Origin of the sequence: Trichocoleus sp. FACHB-46 (assembly GCF_014695385.1) — a bacterium.
Lineage (GTDB): Bacteria > Cyanobacteriota > Cyanobacteriia > FACHB-46 > FACHB-46 > Trichocoleus.
The window spans coordinates 434,452-451,200 of the sequence record NZ_JACJOD010000006.1 but is presented as its reverse complement, the minus strand read 5'-3'; the positions used below and the strand labels follow the sequence as shown (position 1 = coordinate 451,200).

The 16,749-nt window shown below is 50.4% G+C and carries 9 protein-coding genes; 2 read left to right on the top strand and 7 right to left on the bottom strand.

What is annotated here, in order from left to right; translation table 11 throughout:
• Positions 1-71 precede the first annotated feature (71 nt).
• The 5 genes from H6F72_RS02250 to rpsT all read right to left on the bottom strand — a co-directional run bounded on the left by H6F72_RS02250 (position 72) and on the right by rpsT (position 11,207).
• Positions 72-4,064, bottom strand: a complete 3,993-nt coding sequence (locus H6F72_RS02250) for a DNA-directed RNA polymerase subunit beta' (RefSeq protein WP_190431419.1) — start codon at positions 4,062-4,064, stop codon at positions 72-74.
• Positions 4,065-4,189: 125 nt separating this feature from the next.
• Positions 4,190-6,064: a DNA-directed RNA polymerase subunit gamma gene (locus tag H6F72_RS02245; protein ID WP_190431416.1), complete on the bottom strand. Its 1,875-nt coding sequence runs from the start codon at positions 6,062-6,064 to the stop codon at positions 4,190-4,192.
• A 125-nt stretch (positions 6,065-6,189) separates the two neighbouring features.
• On the bottom strand, positions 6,190-9,489 hold the full coding sequence (gene rpoB, locus H6F72_RS02240; RefSeq protein ID WP_190431415.1) for a DNA-directed RNA polymerase subunit beta: 3,300 nt from the start codon (positions 9,487-9,489) through the stop codon (positions 6,190-6,192).
• 399 nt (positions 9,490-9,888) lie between these two features.
• Complete coding sequence (locus H6F72_RS02235; RefSeq protein WP_190431414.1) at positions 9,889-10,707, bottom strand: TatD family hydrolase; 819 nt, start codon at positions 10,705-10,707, stop codon at positions 9,889-9,891.
• Positions 10,708-10,901: 194 nt separating this feature from the next.
• Entirely contained in the window at positions 10,902-11,207 is a 306-nt protein-coding gene (gene rpsT / locus H6F72_RS02230; protein ID WP_190431411.1) for a 30S ribosomal protein S20, read from the bottom strand.
• A gap of 183 nt (positions 11,208-11,390) precedes the next feature.
• Here rpsT and hisD point away from each other — a divergent pair, with 183 nt between their 5' ends.
• Both hisD and H6F72_RS02220 read left to right on the top strand, forming a co-directional pair.
• On the top strand, positions 11,391-12,707 hold the full coding sequence (hisD, locus tag H6F72_RS02225) for a histidinol dehydrogenase (protein WP_190431408.1): 1,317 nt from the start codon (positions 11,391-11,393) through the stop codon (positions 12,705-12,707).
• 138 nt (positions 12,708-12,845) lie between these two features.
• Positions 12,846-15,158 (top strand): bifunctional serine/threonine-protein kinase/ABC transporter substrate-binding protein, encoded by a 2,313-nt coding sequence (locus H6F72_RS02220; protein WP_190431406.1) that lies wholly within the window; start codon positions 12,846-12,848, stop codon positions 15,156-15,158.
• Between the two features lie 41 nt (positions 15,159-15,199).
• Here the strand turns inward: H6F72_RS02220 and H6F72_RS02215 are convergent, their stop codons facing one another.
• Positions 15,200-15,625 carry a hypothetical protein gene (locus tag H6F72_RS02215; protein ID WP_190431404.1) on the bottom strand — a complete coding sequence of 142 codons (426 nt, stop codon included), beginning with the start codon at positions 15,623-15,625 and terminating at the stop codon, positions 15,200-15,202.
• Between the two features lie 181 nt (positions 15,626-15,806).
• Entirely contained in the window at positions 15,807-16,724 is a 918-nt protein-coding gene (locus H6F72_RS02210; protein ID WP_190431402.1) for an ABC transporter permease, read from the bottom strand.
• Between the last annotated feature and the right edge of the window lie 25 nt (positions 16,725-16,749).

Genomic DNA, 16,749 nt, shown 5'->3' with positions numbered 1-16,749 from the left:
AGGCTCAGGAATATCTGAGCCTCCGGTTTCACTTAAGCCTTAACGGTGTTAGATAGCGCGATTAAAGAAGATTACTCTTCATCGTCATCATCTACTACATCGGTAAACTCATCATCAATCAGTTCATCATCGTCCAAGATGGCGGATGTTGGTTTTTCATCCCCGGGAACAGGAGCCGTGAAACTTTCGAAGCTGAAGTTGGGGCGATCGTCGAATGCACCATCCAAGCCGTAGCTACGAGCAGTGCGATCGTCTAAGACCACATCTCGGAGGTCCGCATCTTCATCAAAGACACTGGTGCCATCGAAGGTAAGGTCAATATCGGGACTGCCCACTTCTTCATAGGCATTGAAACCAGTACCCGCTGGAATCAAGCGGCCAATGATCACGTTCTCCTTCAGACCTCTCAACCAGTCGGACTTCCCTTCAATCGCCGCTTCTGTGAGCACCCGTGTGGTTTCCTGGAAACTAGCCGCCGAAATAAAGCTGTCCGTGTTGAGCGATGCCTTGGTGATACCCAACAACACAGGAGTGTACTCAGCAGGTGCCCCCCCGGTAATGGCCATTGCCTCGTTTACTTGCTGAACTTGGTAGAGTTCCACTAATTCACCCGGCAACATGGTGGTGTCTCCACCATCATCGACGCGAGCCTTGGAAGTCATCTGACGCACAATCACTTCAATGTGCTTGTCGGAAATATCAATCCCTTGGGATTGATATACAGACTGCACTTCGTTCACTAAGAAGGTTTGTACCTTCTGCAAACTAATCAGGGATGCGTCATGAACTCCCAACGTTTCGCGGTTGACCTTGAAGACGATCTCCAAAATCTCGTGGGGGTTAGAAGGACCATCCGTGAGAGGTTCTGATGCACCAACTTCCTGCCCATCTGACACAATCACGTTCTGACCAGGACCGAGGGGATAATCTGTCATCACGCCATCAGCTTCGATGACTTTGACTTCTGCCACATCATCATCGCTGTAGACGACTTGCGCGGTACCAGGACGTTCTGACAGGACACAAGCTTCCTTAGGTTTGCGAGCTTCCAATAATTCTTCAATTCTGGGCAAACCTTGGATGATGTCTCCAGTTTTCGTCCGCTCAAACACCAGCAGCACCAAGTTGTCACCTCGCTGGACTAGATCCCCATCATCAATGTGGAGTACGGCCCCAGGAGACACCCGATAAGGACGAGCAATGCGTAAGGTAACTTCACCCTCGCCTATCCCAACGACTTGGCCAGATTCCTCTAGCTTGGTACCAGAGGCGATTTCTGTGCCAGCTACTAGTAAGTCACCTTCTTTCACTTTGGGAGCCTTGCCTTGAGTGCTAATGACCACTCGGTCAGCATCCCTCACCACGAGGATTCGGCGAATCGCTTCGGCTCCTTCGCGAATACCTCGTACTTCACCAGACTCTTTACACTGAATTTCCGTCCGTGCTACGACAGCACCAGGAGCAATCTGCTCGCCATCTTTGACCAAGAGACGAGTGTGAGTACTACCTTGAGTGGTGTCTGCGGCAATGTCGCGACGAATCACTAAAGATTCCAGAATCACGAGTTGGAGCCGCATAATCTCTGGATCAGTCTCGTCCGGAATTAGCTCAATGTCAGCAGCTAATTGAGGTGCGTCTTGATCAATCTCCAACACGAGCTGAGTGCGAAGTAATTCTAGACCTTCTACGGACTTAACCCGCTCTCCATCCTTGTAAGGCAAGCGTTGTACCGCACGTAGCTGAATGGTACGGCCAGACTCTTCACTAGTTGAGGCTTGACTCGGCACAGAAGGTTCGTTTGGCACCACAAATTCGGTAACCGGACGCAGGAGCACGGCTGGACCTTCGGGTGTTTCTACATACTCTAGGAAGCGGAGTTCGCTAAGGGTTAGACCAGGTAGCACTTCTTGCCCAGGATTAGCCAAAGTGGGTTCTTTGCCCATAAATTCTTCGGGATTGTCAATCATGTGCAAGTCCCCTGGCTTGACCACGATTTCCCGCAGAATGTCATTCTTCTGAATGACTTCGACCACACCATTGCTTTGACAGAAGATGTCTTTAACGACTTCTGTTCCTGCTTCGACGTACTGGCCGTCCTCAACGAGGAGCAAAGAAATATCTTTATTCACTTCGTGCGCTTCTTCCGGAATCCAAAGCAGCGTTCCGCCTTGAACCACTTCGTAGCCTTGCTTAGCCTTACCTCGCTTCGCCACTTCAACGCCAGAGTAGCGAATTATCCCGCCGGTTTGAGTCCGGTAGCGATCGTCGATCAGTTCTGCGACGACTTGGTTGTTTGTCACCTTCGTTCCAGGCGTTGCTTTGAGAGAGAACGACTGGTTGTGGTTGGTTTCGACCAAGTAGTGGTCGCGGCCTTGATAGCTCTCAACCCGCACTCGCGCTTCATCCAGCAATACGGAAGCTGTAATAATTTCAACTTCACGACCGCCCTTACCTTCCGCTTCCTGCTGAGGTAGGCGCACGGTTCCACCATGCTCCGTGATCAGCTTGGTTTCAGCGAGGACGCTACTAGAATCCACGCGATCGCCGTTCTTCACGGTCGGTTCGGCACCAGGGGGCAAGTTGTAAACTTCACCCGATAGAATCCAGATCAAGCCACCTCTTTGAGCAATTCGGGTGGTGTTGCCTTGACGGTCTTTCTTTTCTTCGGGAACGATGTCGGCAAACTTGACTTCTCCAGCCAAGTCAGAAGCTACGTCTTTACTAGCCTTTTCAGTGGTGCGCTGAGTTCGGCCCGCCAGCGGGACTTCTGCCAAGAATTGATCCTTCTTAACATGCTCACCATCTTTAACGAGCAAAGTTGAACCTTGAGGAATCGCAAAGGATTCTTTCTTGGAACCCGACTCCAGCATCAGATCAGTATTGCTTTCCGCAATTAAAGCTTCATCTCCGTGACGGGTCCGGTAGGGACGAGTCCGGAAACGCTTAGCGTAGCGGATGGTGCCTTCAAAGGTAGCCCGCACCTGACGCGCCATTTCTCCAGTGAATACCCCTCCAGTGTGGAAAGTCCGCATGGTTAGCTGCGTTCCAGGCTCACCAATAGATTGGGCAGCAATAATTCCAACCGCTTCACCCAAATCCACCATGTGAGCGTGCGCCAAGCTCCACCCGTAGCAATGCTGACAGACAGAACGAGTCGCTTCACAAGTTAGAGGCGATCGCACCATCACTGTTTCTACGCCTGATTGACCAATGATGTGGCAGAGGTCATCCGAGAGGTCTTGGTTCCGAGCAGCAACCACTTCTCCAGTTTGCGGATGCACCACATCCTCTGCGATCACTCGACCAAACAAGCGGTCTTTCAGGGGAATCAAGACGCGATCGCCGTCGGTCATGCTACGCACTGGGATACCCCGTTGAGTGCCACAGTCGAGTTCGCGAATAATCACATCCTGGGCCACGTCCACCAGACGACGGGTGAGGTATCCAGAGTCTGCGGTTCTGAGCGCAGTGTCTACTAGTCCCTTCCGCGCTCCGTAGGAGGAAATGATGTATTCAGTAACGGTCAAACCTTCTCGGAAATTGGTCTTAATCGGCAAGTCAATGATTTCACCTTGCGGATCAGCCATCAGTCCGCGCATACCAACTAGTTGGCGCACCTGGGAGATATTTCCTCTAGCCCCAGAGAAGGCCATCATGTAAACCGAGTTCAACGGATTGGTGGTTTTGAAGTGGCGTACCACCTCATCCTTGAGTTCTTCGCTCGTCCCGTTCCAAGTATCGATCACCTTTTGAAAGCGCTCTACTTCGGTAATCTCGCCACGGGTATAACGGGTTTCCGTTTCTCGAATTTCTTCTTCCGCTGCGTCCAATAGCGCTCGCTTGGTTGGAGGTATTTGTAGGTCATCTACACTAATTGAAACCCCTGCCTTCGTAGCGTAGCGAAAGCCCAGATCCTTCAATAAGTCAGCCACCTGGGCGGTCCGAGCCGTACCGTAGTTGGTAAAAGACCAAGAAATTAGTTTCTTAAGCTGTCCTTTATCAACCACTCGATTCCGAAAAATCACTGGTGCTTCAGGCTTTTGATTTGAATTTTGCTCTGCCATTGTTGCTCTCTGTCCCTCTTTTGATGCAGGAAGAGACGCGTATAGACGCGACTTCCCAGTCGCGTCTATTCATCACGTCTGTAAAGGCTCACGCCACGAAATTGAAGCTTCTACTTTCATGAAGCTTAGTCAGTCAAGGCGTCTTGAATCGTCTTGTTGTAAATAATTCGTCCTGGAGTCGTCCGAATATACTGCGAGATCAAATTCCCCTCCCCGTCTTCACGGGTTCTGCGGAACTTATAAACCTTGGTGACCGTACCATCCGTAGACTCTTGGACTTCTAATGGGTCTGTATCCGGTTCATTGGATTCCATAGCACCATCAAAGCGCACCCAAACGTAAGCATGAAGGTCAACCTGTTGCTGCTCATAGGCCGTGATCGCGTCATCTAAGCCAGAAAAATAACGGCCTGAACCCTTCTGATGAGTAGGATTCTCCGCAGTCAAGTAATAGCAACCCAACACCATGTCTTGACTCGGAGTGACAATTGGGCGACCTGTCGCTGGCGACAAGATATTATTAGAAGCCAGCATCAGCAGCCGAGCCTCTGCTTGCGATTCTAGCGAGAGTGGCACGTGAACGGCCATTTGGTCACCATCAAAGTCAGCGTTAAACGCGGGACAAACCAATGGGTGCAATTGAATCGCGCGGCCTTCTACCAAAATCGGCTCAAACGCCTGAATCCCTAAGCGGTGCAGGGTTGGCGCTCGGTTTAGCAGCACTGGGTGACCATCAATCACTTCTTGCAGCACATCCCAAACACTCGGATCGCCCCGCTGGATTAGCTTCTTCGCAGCCTTGATGTTGTTGACTAAGCCTTGGCGAATCAGCCGATGAATCACGAAAGGTTGGAATAGCTCGATCGCCATTTCCCGTGGCAGTCCGCATTGGTGGATCTTGAGTTTCGGACCTACCACAATCACAGAACGGCCAGAGTAATCTACCCGCTTACCCAATAGGTTCTGGCGGAAGCGACCTTGCTTACCTTCAATAATGTCTGACAGCGACTTCAAAGGACGGTTGTTGGCACCTACTACGGTTCGTCCGCGACGACCATTGTCGATCAAGGCATCCACTGCTTCCTGAAGCATCCGTTTCTCGTTACGGACAATAATTTCAGGAGCCAGAATTTCTTGTAGACGGGCTAGACGGTTGTTGCGGTTGATCACTCGCCGATATAAGTCATTCAAGTCAGAGGTCGCAAAACGGCCTCCATCCAACTGCACCATTGGCCGCAAATCCGGCGGAATCACCGGAATTACCGACAACACCATCCATTCAGCTTGAGCGCCGGTTGCAATGAAGTTGTCAATCACACGCAGTCGCTTAATCAACTTGGCTCGCTTCTGACCCTTGGAGGTCGCAATTTCCTCACGCAGCTGCTCGGCTTCTGTTTCTAAGTTGATGTCTTGCAGCAACCGTTGCAGTGCTTCGGCTCCAATGCCAACTTCAACCCCTTCTAGGGGGGAGTCTTCGCTGTAGATTTGGTCTTCAATCTCAATCCACTGGTCTTCTGTCAGCAGCTGCTTATAAGTTAGATTTTCTGCATTACCTGGATTGAGCACCACATAGGCGTTAAAGTAAACAATCTGCTCCACATCCCGTAAAGGCATATCGAGTAGAATCGCCATGTAGCTCGGAATCCCCTTGAGGTACCAAACGTGAGCTACAGGAGCAGCCAGCTTGATATAGCCCATGCGATGCCGTCGCACCCGAGATTCTGTGACTTCGACGCCACAACGCTCACAGACGATCCCACGATGCCGAACTCGCTTGTACTTACCACAATGGCATTCCCAATCTTTAGCTGGGCCGAAGATCCGCTCACAGAATAAACCATCCATCTCTGGCTTCAAGGTTCGGTAGTTGATGGTTTCCGGTTTTGTGACTTCACCAACCACCTGCCCATTAGGTAGAGTCCGCTCCCCCCATTGGCGAATTCGATCCGGAGATGCCAGACCAATTTTGACGTAGTCAAATCGCTGTTCTAGCTTTGGCATCGCTTGCAGCTTCCTTAGTATCTATTGTTGAGATCTGTATGTTGCGCTTAGTTTCTGGGTGACAGGTTGCTAGCTGCCAGCTCTATGAACTGACTATTAGCTCTAGCAACCCATCTCGTATTGACTTAAGCGTCTTCTTCTTCCAGTTCTTCTCTGGAAATGGATTCGTAGGTGGGGCGAGAGGGAGCTCGACGGCTATTGACGTCCGCCATTAGGTCTACCTCTACATCTCGGCTGGTGCCGTCCTCCTTCGTCTCTACCTTGTGGACTGCAATATCCAAACAGAGAGACTGGAGTTCTCGCATCAACACCTTGAATGATTCTGGGGTTCCCGGACGAGGAATGGCTTTCCCTTTGACGATCGCATTGAGGGCTTCATTCCGACCCTGCATGTCATCCGACTTCACAGTCAACAACTCTTGCAAGGTGTAGGCGGCACCAAATGCCTCCAGTGCCCACACTTCCATTTCCCCAAAGCGCTGACCGCCTTGTTGAGCTTTACCACCCAACGGCTGCTGCGTGACGAGCGAGTAAGGTCCAGTAGAACGAGCGTGAATCTTGTCATCCACCAAGTGCACCAGCTTCAGCATGTAAGCTTTACCGATGGTCACAGGTTGATCGAAAGGTTCGCCAGTCCGACCGTCAAAAACTTGAGTCTTGCCAGCATTGTCAGGGTCAAACAACCAAGGTTGGCCCTTCCGCTTGCTCGCTTCCTGAAGCTTGCCGTGCACGGTTTCACGAGACTTCTCTGCCCCGTGCATTTCGTCAAAAGGCACGACCTTGAAGCGGGCATCCAAGTTCTCTCCCGCCCAAGCCAAGAGGCATTCAAAGACTTGGCCCACGTTCATCCGAGAAGGTACGCCCAAAGGATTGAGCACGATATCGACAGGACGACCATCCGGTAAGTAAGGCATGTCTTCGAGCGGCAAAATCCGGGAAATAATTCCCTTGTTGCCGTGACGACCTGCCATTTTATCCCCAACTTGGATCTTGCGCTTCTGGGCTACATAAACCCGCACGACCATGTTGGCACCCGGCGGCAATTCATCTCCTTGCTCACGGGTAAAGACTCGCACATCCACGACTCGGCCTTTCTCGCCATTAGGGACGCGCAGGGAGTTATCACGCACATCTCTAGCTTTTTCACCAAAGATCGCTCGTAGTAGCTTTTCTTCGGGTGGCTGATCTGATTCTCCTTTGGGAGTCACTTTACCAACCAGAATGTCGCCTGCTTCTACCCAAGCGCCAATCCGAATGATGCCGCTTTCGTCGAGTTGTCGGAGGGAGTCTTCACCGACGTTGGGAATTTCACGGGTGATTTCTTCGGGGCCAAGCTTGGTTTGACGCGCTTCAATCTCGTATTTCTCAACGTGAATTGAAGTGTAGACGTCATCAGAAACCAGGCGCTCGCTGATCAGGATCGCGTCCTCGTAGTTGTAGCCTTCCCAAGGCATGTAAGCCACTAGAACGTTTTGTCCTAGAGCCAATTCTCCACCTTCGGTCGCTGAACCATCAGCTAGGACTTGACCTGCCACGACGCGATCGCCCACAAACACGATGGGGCGTTGATTCAAGCAGGTATCTTGGTTAGACCGCTGATACTTCTGCATGGGATACTCAATTTCGCGACCTTGAGGATCTCTCACTCGTAGCTTATCAGCCGCTACATAAGTGACTTCACCGTCGGTTCGGCTGACCACAACCATCCCGGAGTCACGCGCTGCCTGAGCTTCCAAACCTGTCCCCACCAAAGGCCGCTCTGGCCGCAACAGAGGAACTGCTTGCCGTTGCATGTTAGAACCCATCAGAGCGCGGTTCGCGTCATCATGCTCTAGGAAAGGAATCAACGAAGCTGCCACCGAAATGATTTGCACGGGCGAGACAGCCACGTAGTCCACCTGATCTGGCGTAGTGGTCGTGAAGTCTTGGCGGTAACGCACTGGAACAGTCACACCTTGAATGTAACCTGCCTCATCCATCGGAATATCACCCGGAGCAACCCGCAGATCATCTTCCTCATCTGCGGTCATGTAGATAGGGGGTTGGTCCTTCAGAACGCATCCCGTCTCCACAGGATAAAACGGTGTCTCAATGAACCCGTAGGCGTTGACGCGAGCATGAGTTGCCAAAGAACCGATCAAACCAGCGTTCGGACCTTCTGGAGTCTCAATCGGACAAATCCGCCCGTAGTGACTAGGGTGAATATCCCGTACCGCAAAGCCTGCTCTCTCTCTCGTCAAACCACCAGGGCCTAAGGCACTGAGGCGACGCTTGTGGGTCAACTCGGCTAAAGGATTGGTTTGGTCCATGAACTGAGACAGTTGGCTGGAACCAAAGAACTCTTTAATCGCAGCCACGAGAGGCTTAGGGTTCACCAAAGAGGCAGGCGTTAGAGAATCTGCATCCGAGACGGTCATCCTTTCTCGAATAATCCGCTCTAAACGGTTGAGGCCGACTCTAACTTGGTTTTGCAACAACTCACCCACGGAGCGCACCCGACGGTTGCCCAGGTGATCGATGTCATCAATGTTGCCAATATCAAATTCCAAGTTAATCAGGTAATCAATGGCAGCCAAGATATCCTGAGCAGTCAAGACTCGAACGGTATCCGCCACATTGAGTCTGAGTTTCTTGTTGAGCTTATAGCGACCCACCCGACCCAAGTCGTAACGCTTAGGATCAAAGAAGCGGGAATCTAGCAGTTGTTGTCCCCCGGAAACGGTTGGAGGTTCACCAGGACGCAGTTTGCGGTAAAGCTCCATCAAAGCTTCTTCTTCGCTAAACTGGCCTTCCTTCTCAATCGTTTTCTGGAAGTACTCTGGGTGACGCAAGGCATCAAAAATTTCGTTGTCGGTGAGACCTAATGCCTTCAACAACACCTGAGCAGATAGCTTGCGGGTTTTGTCAATCCGCACCCACACCAAGTCGTTTTTGTCAGTCTCAAACTTGAGCCAAGCGCCTCGGTTGGGAATCAAGCTGGCATTATAGGTACGACGACCATTTTTGTCAGTTTCAGACTTATAGTAGACGCCAGGGCTGCGAACAATCTGATTGACGATAACCCGCTCAGCACCGTTAATAATGAAGGTACCGCGATCGGTCATTAAAGGCAGGTCACCGATGAAAACTTCCTGCTCTTTAATCTCACCTGTCTCTTTATTGATCAAGCGGGTAGGAACGTACATCTGGACAGCATAAGTGCCATCCCGTCGCTTCGCTTCATCAACGTCGTATTTGGGTCGCTTCAGTTTGTAATTCTTACCTAGGAAATGTAACTCCAGTTTGCCCGTGTAATCGGTAATAGGCGAGAAGCTCTCTAGCTCCTCAATGAGTCCCTCTTCTAAGAACCAGCGAAAACTGGATCGCTGAATCTCAACTAAATCTGGAAGGGTGAAGGCCAGTGCAGTTTGAGTCTGATTAGTCATGCGTCTCCTCAGGAGGGTCACGCCCAGCGCGAGTCCCAGATGTTATGCGATCTGCACAAAAATGTCAATAGAAAATTTTGGACCCTGACGAGAAGGACCCAAAAGTGTAGTCTAGCGAATTAAGTGGGCAGTTGAGAGATTTAAGGTAGTCTCCAAGGGGCTTGTTTAGCTAGCAAGCTTGACTTTTTAAACTAAGAGTGGGGAATTGTATGGACTTGCTGAGATTTCAGGGAACTGAAACTTCAGGGGCAGCAGAGGTAGTTTGCAAACAGCAGCCGTCTAATTGGATTGGCTAAAGCTACGAAGCGACCTAAGTAATTCACACTTCTACCATTATGGCGCAAGCAAAGCCTAACTGTGGTCTGTAGTTTTCCAAACCCAGTTGAGATTTTTGCTTGATCAGGAGATGGCGAGTCCTTCAGTTGCTTCTAGTTGTAGCTGAGACAAACCAAAAAGTTTACAGGCATTCTGTGTAGTCTGCGCTGCCAGCACTTCTAGAGAAACCGATCGCAAATGAGCGACTTGCTCGGCTACATAACGTACATAGGCAGGTTCGTTCCGGCGCTCACCCCGCTTGGGGACAGGAGCTAAGAAGGGGCAGTCTGTTTCTACTAAAAGGCGATCGCTAGGCACCATACGGGCGGAAGCTTGAATTTGAGCCGCATTTTTGAAAGTCACCGTACCGCTAAAACTGATGTAGAAACCTAGTTCTAGGAACCACTCAGTTTCGGTTGGTGTCCCTCCCCAGCAATGCATTACGCCGCGAACCGGACCTTGGCTTTGCCAAAAATCCTTGAGTAGCTGCGCCATTTCGGGTGCAGCATCTCGGCAATGAATGATCACTGGCAAATTCAACGCTTGAGCGATCGCAAGTTGAGCTTGAAACACAGCTGTTTGCTGCTGCCGATTCTCCGCCTTGTAAAAGTCCAAACCCGTTTCCCCAATCGCCACGACTCGAGGGTCAGAGGTAGCCAACTCCAAGATCTGGCAATGAGAATCAGGGGTCCATTTGTCCACATCCAGGGGGTGCAGACCTACGGCAAAAGACAGCTCTGGAAACCGATCAGCCAGCGCTTGCATACTGCTAAACTCCGCTGGCTCTACACAAGAATGGATCAGATGAACCAAACCTGCTTCTCGCCAGCGCTGAGATATAGCCTCTAAGTCAGGCTGAAAAGTATCAAAGTTGATATGGACGTGCGTATCAATCAACTGCATAAGCGAGTTGCTTGCGGCTTCTAAGATGAACAAGCTGTTTACTGCCAGCAGACTGGCTTAATCCAGTCACTAAACTTTCGCCAGCGCCTTCTCAGCAAAACAGCCTGGCGTTTTAAACACCAGACTATAACAATGCCAGAGTTGAATTATTCGCAGCTAGCTCTACTTTTGCTGACAATCTATTTACAGACTGCCTAGGAAGCAGCAGAAACAGAAGCATCTTGCCGCTTTAGAGCTTTAGCAAGGTTCGATTTCTTGCGAGCCCCAGTGTTAGGGTGCAATACACCTCGCTTCACAGCTTTATCAATTTTGCTGTAGGCATTGGCCATGTGCTGCTGTACTTCTTGCTCTAGCTCAGGGCTAGGATTGGCTGTATAGGTGTCTACAGCTGCTAAGTACTTCTTCATCAGGGTTTTCACCGCTGACTTGTAGGTTTTGTTGCGCAAACGGTTGCGTTCTGCGATCTTGACGCGTTTAATAGCAGACTTAATATTCGCCACAGCCAGTCCTAAGGAAACTCTCTACAACTACTTTCAATGAAATAAAATACCAGAAAAACCAATATAGCATCTCCTCACCCTATTCCGATCCTTCAAAAATCCAGGTTAAGCTAGAGAGGCGAGTACGGGTTTGTCAAACCCGCTCTCCGACGGGTAATTCCTAAGAGACTGCATTCTGACTCCATGCTGCGAATTATTACTCAGCGAACTGAGGCACGGACCGAGCTACGGCGTATTTGCGATCGCACTCACGACGACCAAGTGTTTCACAAAGAAGCCACGGTTCGGGAAGTGTTACAAGCTGTGAAGCGCCAAGGCGATCGAGCCCTGCTACACTACACAGCCGAATTTGACCAACAAGAACTGAAACCTGAAGAATTACGTGTGAGTGGCTCAGAGTTGGATGCTGCCTACCAGCAGGTATCAAAGGAGTTGCTAGATGCGATTCGTTTGGCTCATAAACAGATTGAAGCGTTTCATCGGCAACGAGTCCCTAAAAGCTGGGTGCAGTTTGGTGAAGATGATGTAGTTCTAGGGAAGCGCTATACACCCGTTGATCGAGCAGGGCTCTATGTACCTGGGGGCCGAGGAGCTTATCCTAGTACGGTTTTGATGAACGCAGTTCCAGCGATGGTCGCTCAGGTACCCAGAATTGCGATCGTGACCCCACCAGGACCAGAAAAAACTGTAAACCCAGCCGTACTAGTGGCCGCGCAAGAAGCAGGCGTTCAAGAGATTTATCGAGTGGGTGGGGCGCAAGCGATCGCAGCTTTGGCATTTGGCACCGAAACCATTCCCAAAGTAGATGTGATTACGGGACCGGGAAACATCTATGTCACTTTGGCCAAGAAACTGGTTTACGGCACCGTTGGCATTGACTCCTTAGCCGGCCCTTCAGAAGTATTAGTAATCGCCGACGAAACTGCCAACCCAGTGTTTATCGCGGCTGATCTGCTAGCTCAGGCAGAGCATGACCCAATGGCAGCAGCGATCTTAATTACCACAGACTCTTCTCTGGCTCTCAAAGTAGTGGCGGAAGTAGAGCAACAACTAATTGACCATCCCAGACGCACGCTCACTGAGAAGGCGATCGCTCACTACGGCCTAATCATTGTTGTGGATTCGCTCGAAACTGCGGCTGAGCTTTCTAATGAATTTGCCCCAGAGCATTTAGAGCTAGAAGTTGAAGACCCGTGGGCCTTAATTGACCACATTCGTCATGCTGGAGCTATCTTCCTGGGGTCCTCGACGCCAGAGGCTGTAGGAGACTACTTAGCAGGTCCCAACCACACCTTGCCTACTTCTGGTTCGGCTCGCTATGCCTCGCCTCTAGGAGTAGAAACTTTTATGAAACACTCTAGCTTGATTCAATACAGTCCCACAGCGCTACAAAAAGTCTCAGAAGCCGTGGATGTTTTAGCCACAGCGGAAGGGCTCAGTTCTCATGCGGACTCCGTGCGACTAAGAACTAAGCCCAAGCAGATAGACTCGGAATCCTAAAAAAAGCAAAGTTAACTTACTAACTCTGGAAAGTGCTTCTTGAATTGAACTTTCTCAGCAGTGATTGACAACGAATACAATGCCAATATCGTAGCTCGCATATTTTGGGGTTAGCGATAGTAGACTCTGCTGTATTCTATGAATGCAATGCTAGGAAGACTGTTAGGGGCGCGCTACAAAGTTATTCAAGCTCTAGGCTCAGGCGGGTTTGGTCAGACTTTCATTGCAGAGGACATGCAGCGACCTGGCAATCCCCCCTGCGTGCTCAAACATCTGAACTTTGCGACGCAGCATCCTCACGTATTGCAACAGGTGAGGCGCTTATTTTATGCAGAAGCAGAGACTTTAGAAAAATTAGGTAGACATCACGACCAAATTCCTCAACTTTTAGCTTATTTCGAGGAAGCAGAAGAGTTTTATTTGGTGCAAGAGTTTATACCTGGTAATCCTTTAAGCGTGGAATTGCCTTGGGGGACTAAGTTATCAGAAGCTCAAGTCATTGGCATCTTAGAAGATGTTTTGGGAGTCTTAGCTTACATTCACTCCCAAGGAGTTATTCATCGAGATATTAAACCAGACAATTTAATTCGGCGGCAGCATGACGGCAAATTAGTTTTAATTGATTTTGGTGCAGTCAAAACCATTACTAACCAGGTTGCCGAAACCATAGGCCAAACCCAATTAAGCGTTCCCATTTACACCTCAGGCTATGGAGCGAGTGAGCAATGTTTAGGCAAGCCTCAATTTAGCAGCGACATTTATGCGTTGGGGGTCATCGCGGTTCAAGCCTTAACTGGAATGCGGCCTTCTCAATTTCCCGTTGATCCAGAGAGCGGAGAGATAGTTTGGCGCGACCAAGCCCGGGTCAGTGTCCAGTTAGCGACTATCATCGACAACATGGTGCGCTATCACTTCAATCAGCGTTACCAATCGGCAACGGCAGTTTTACAAGCACTGCAACATATTACTGATTTGCCTCGGGCTGATCCTGTCGAGCCTATGATTCCTGCGATCGCAACGCCTGAGAATCCCCCAGATCGCCGACTTCGTCACCTGCGGTCAGTTCTATTAGGGCTGGGTGTTGCCACAATTGCTAGCTTTGGGATGGCGGTTTTGCTCAGAAAACCCCTACCTCAACTTTTCAGCGATGTAACTGTCGAAACATCAACTCCAACCCCTAGCCCTGCTACAGCGATCGCGACTGATCACATTAGTTGGGGGGAGAAAATTCTGACACCAGGAACCAGCCAACCTGCCAAACAAAAGGGGGTAGATGCATTGGCAATTAAAGCTTACTCCCAGGCAGTAACAGCCCTAGAAGTAGCTCGCCAAGGGGAGCGCAGTGACCCAGAAACTTTGATTTACCTCAACAACGCCCGGATTGGAGCTATGCCTGCCCATGCGATCGCCGTCGCCGTTCCGCTGGGGGACACGCTGAATTCTTCCCTAGAAATTTTACGAGGGGTAGCACAAGCTCAAACCCAAGTGAATCAAGGCGGCGGCATCAATGGAGTACCACTGAAAGTAGCGATCGCCAATGATAATAACCGAATCGAAACGGCTCAAGCCATTGCTACAGACCTAATTAATCATCCTCATGTCTTAGGCGTAGTAGGACATGGTACGAGCGATACTACCTTAGCGGCTGGGAAGGTTTATCAAACAGGGCAATTGGCAATAGTGGCTCCAATTAGTTCTGCCGTGCAACTTTCAACGCTAGGCAGCTACATTTTTCGGGTCATGCCCAGCGATCGCTTCACCGCCCGTGCGCTTTGCAACTACATGCTGACCCGATTGCAAAAGAAACGAGTCGCTATTTTTTTCAGCTCCAATAGTAGTTACAGTGAATCTCTAAGCAGCGAGTTTAAGAATGCTTTGTTCTATGGTGCTCCGGGCAAGGTTGTAGCTGAGTTCGATCTAGCTGGCCCTGACTTTAATGCCTACGAAAGTGTAGAGAAAGCGATTCAGCAAAAAGCAGAAGTTATTATGCTGGCCGCTCCCAGTCAGGTGAGCGATCGCGCTTTGCAAGTTGTACAGATTAACCGCAGACGGCTTCCCGTTCTCGCCGGAGACAGCATCTATACCAAGAAGACTTTACAAGTGGGAGGGGAGGCAGCAGTCGGCATGGTCGTGGCTGTCCCTTCTAACGTTTTGGGTAATACTCGCCTACCTTTTCAACAGCAAGCCCAAAAGCTATGGGGGCATGAAATTGACTGGCGCACGGCTCTCGCCTATGACTCAACCCAGACTTTAGTCGCAGGAATCCGACGTGATCCTTCCCGTCGTGGAGTCAGACAGACATTGGAAACACCCAACTTCACTGCGACGGGTGCTCTAGGGGCTGTGTCTTTTTCTTCAACAGGCGATCGCGAAGGAGTCGTGCAGTTAGTTCAGGTCACACCTGTGGCTAAAAAGCAGTCCCAAGCTTACCAGTTCAAGCCAATCAACTAAAGCTGGCTTGAACGGCGACTTCTTTAAGCTAGTCTGAGCTTCTATTTAACTGAAGTGCCAGTAGCAGGAGCAATTTCTAGGGTCGTTGCAGGAGCCGAGGGCCGACTAGCAGGGCCCTTTTGCTGTTTCAGGCGTTGTAGTTGGATTGCCCGAAATTGAGCTGCGGCATCATTTAAATTTTGTTGCTGCTCAGTCCCGTAGTCATCCGCGCTCCGCATACCACCAAAAGCAGCGCGATGCATCAAGTCAAACAAACTAGAGGCACCATTGCCAGAACGGTCAGAAAAGAGATCAGTGCCCCCATCCTTATTTTGAAAATCCTCTAGCGGCTGCACAGCCCCAGCAGTTTGAGCCGAGGTAGCTTGAGGCAGTAGACAAGGAGCAAGCGCAACACCAAGCAGCAGACCGAGGGCAAGTCGAGCCTGGAAGCGAGGAAAAGCTAATTTAGTCTGAGGCTGCATCTTCATAAGCCCTTTCGGCTCCAATCCAATATTTACTAAACTTTGACTGAGATTTTAAGACGCTAGGAAACCAGAAAAGCTCCCATGCTTGAGTATGAGGCTACGTTGTTTTCTAGTTTGACAGGTTCACTTAACCTAAGGACAGTCTAACCCTGCCGCTCTGACCTCGCAACGGCCCCAAGACCAGTTAAGCAAAGGTGCGCCGGAGCAGAGGCTGAATACTCAACAAAGCGACGAGGTCAAAAGCAAAGAGCACCAATAAGGCCCCACCTAGGCTGACTGATCCCCAAGGTGCTTGCATCACGATACTGCTCAAAGCCCAGTCATTGTGTAGATAGAGATAGCGAATCGGCTCGATCGCGTAACTCAGGGGATTGAGCGTCGCTACCACTTGCAACCAGTGGGGCATAAACGACAGAGGGGCGAGGGCTGTACTGGCAAACAACAGCGGCAAATTTGTGACAAAAATCACGGCAATCAGTTCGACGTGCCCAGGTAAGGCGAAGGCCAACCCTAAGCTCAAACCAGTTACACCTAGAACCAAGGCAAACACAATTAAAGTCACGACACCCAAGCCTAAAAGATTAGGTAAGCCAGCACCCAAGAAGGCGATCGCGCTGACAATCACTGCTGTCTGAATCAGGCTGAGCGTGGTGATGAAAATCGCTGAGGCCACCACAATCGAGAAGCGAGAAGCGAGAGGTGCTACCAGCAGACGATTTAAGAAGCCAAACTCGCGATCGAACATGACCGGAAGGCCCGCATTCAACGCTCCACCAAAGGCCGTGAAGACAATAATGCCTGCGCCCAAAAACTGCCCGTAACTTTGGCTATCCCCAAACAAGCCCTGCGGCACGTTTTGGAACAATGCCCCAAATAGCACCAGCCACATCAACGGCTGAATGATGCCAGCAATCAGTGTGGAGGGACGACGCTGCAACTGGATAAACAGGCGACGAGTCAGCGCTAATGTTTCTTGGATAAAGTCGCTCAAAGTGCTGGTCTGAGGCAAGGCTGGTTTTGTAGCTAGTCCAACGGCCTGACTAGGTAAGGCTGTATTCTCGGAAGTCAAGCTGGGTTTTGGGGGAGTTACACTACGGCTCATTCAACTGTCCTCAGTTAGCTTAGGA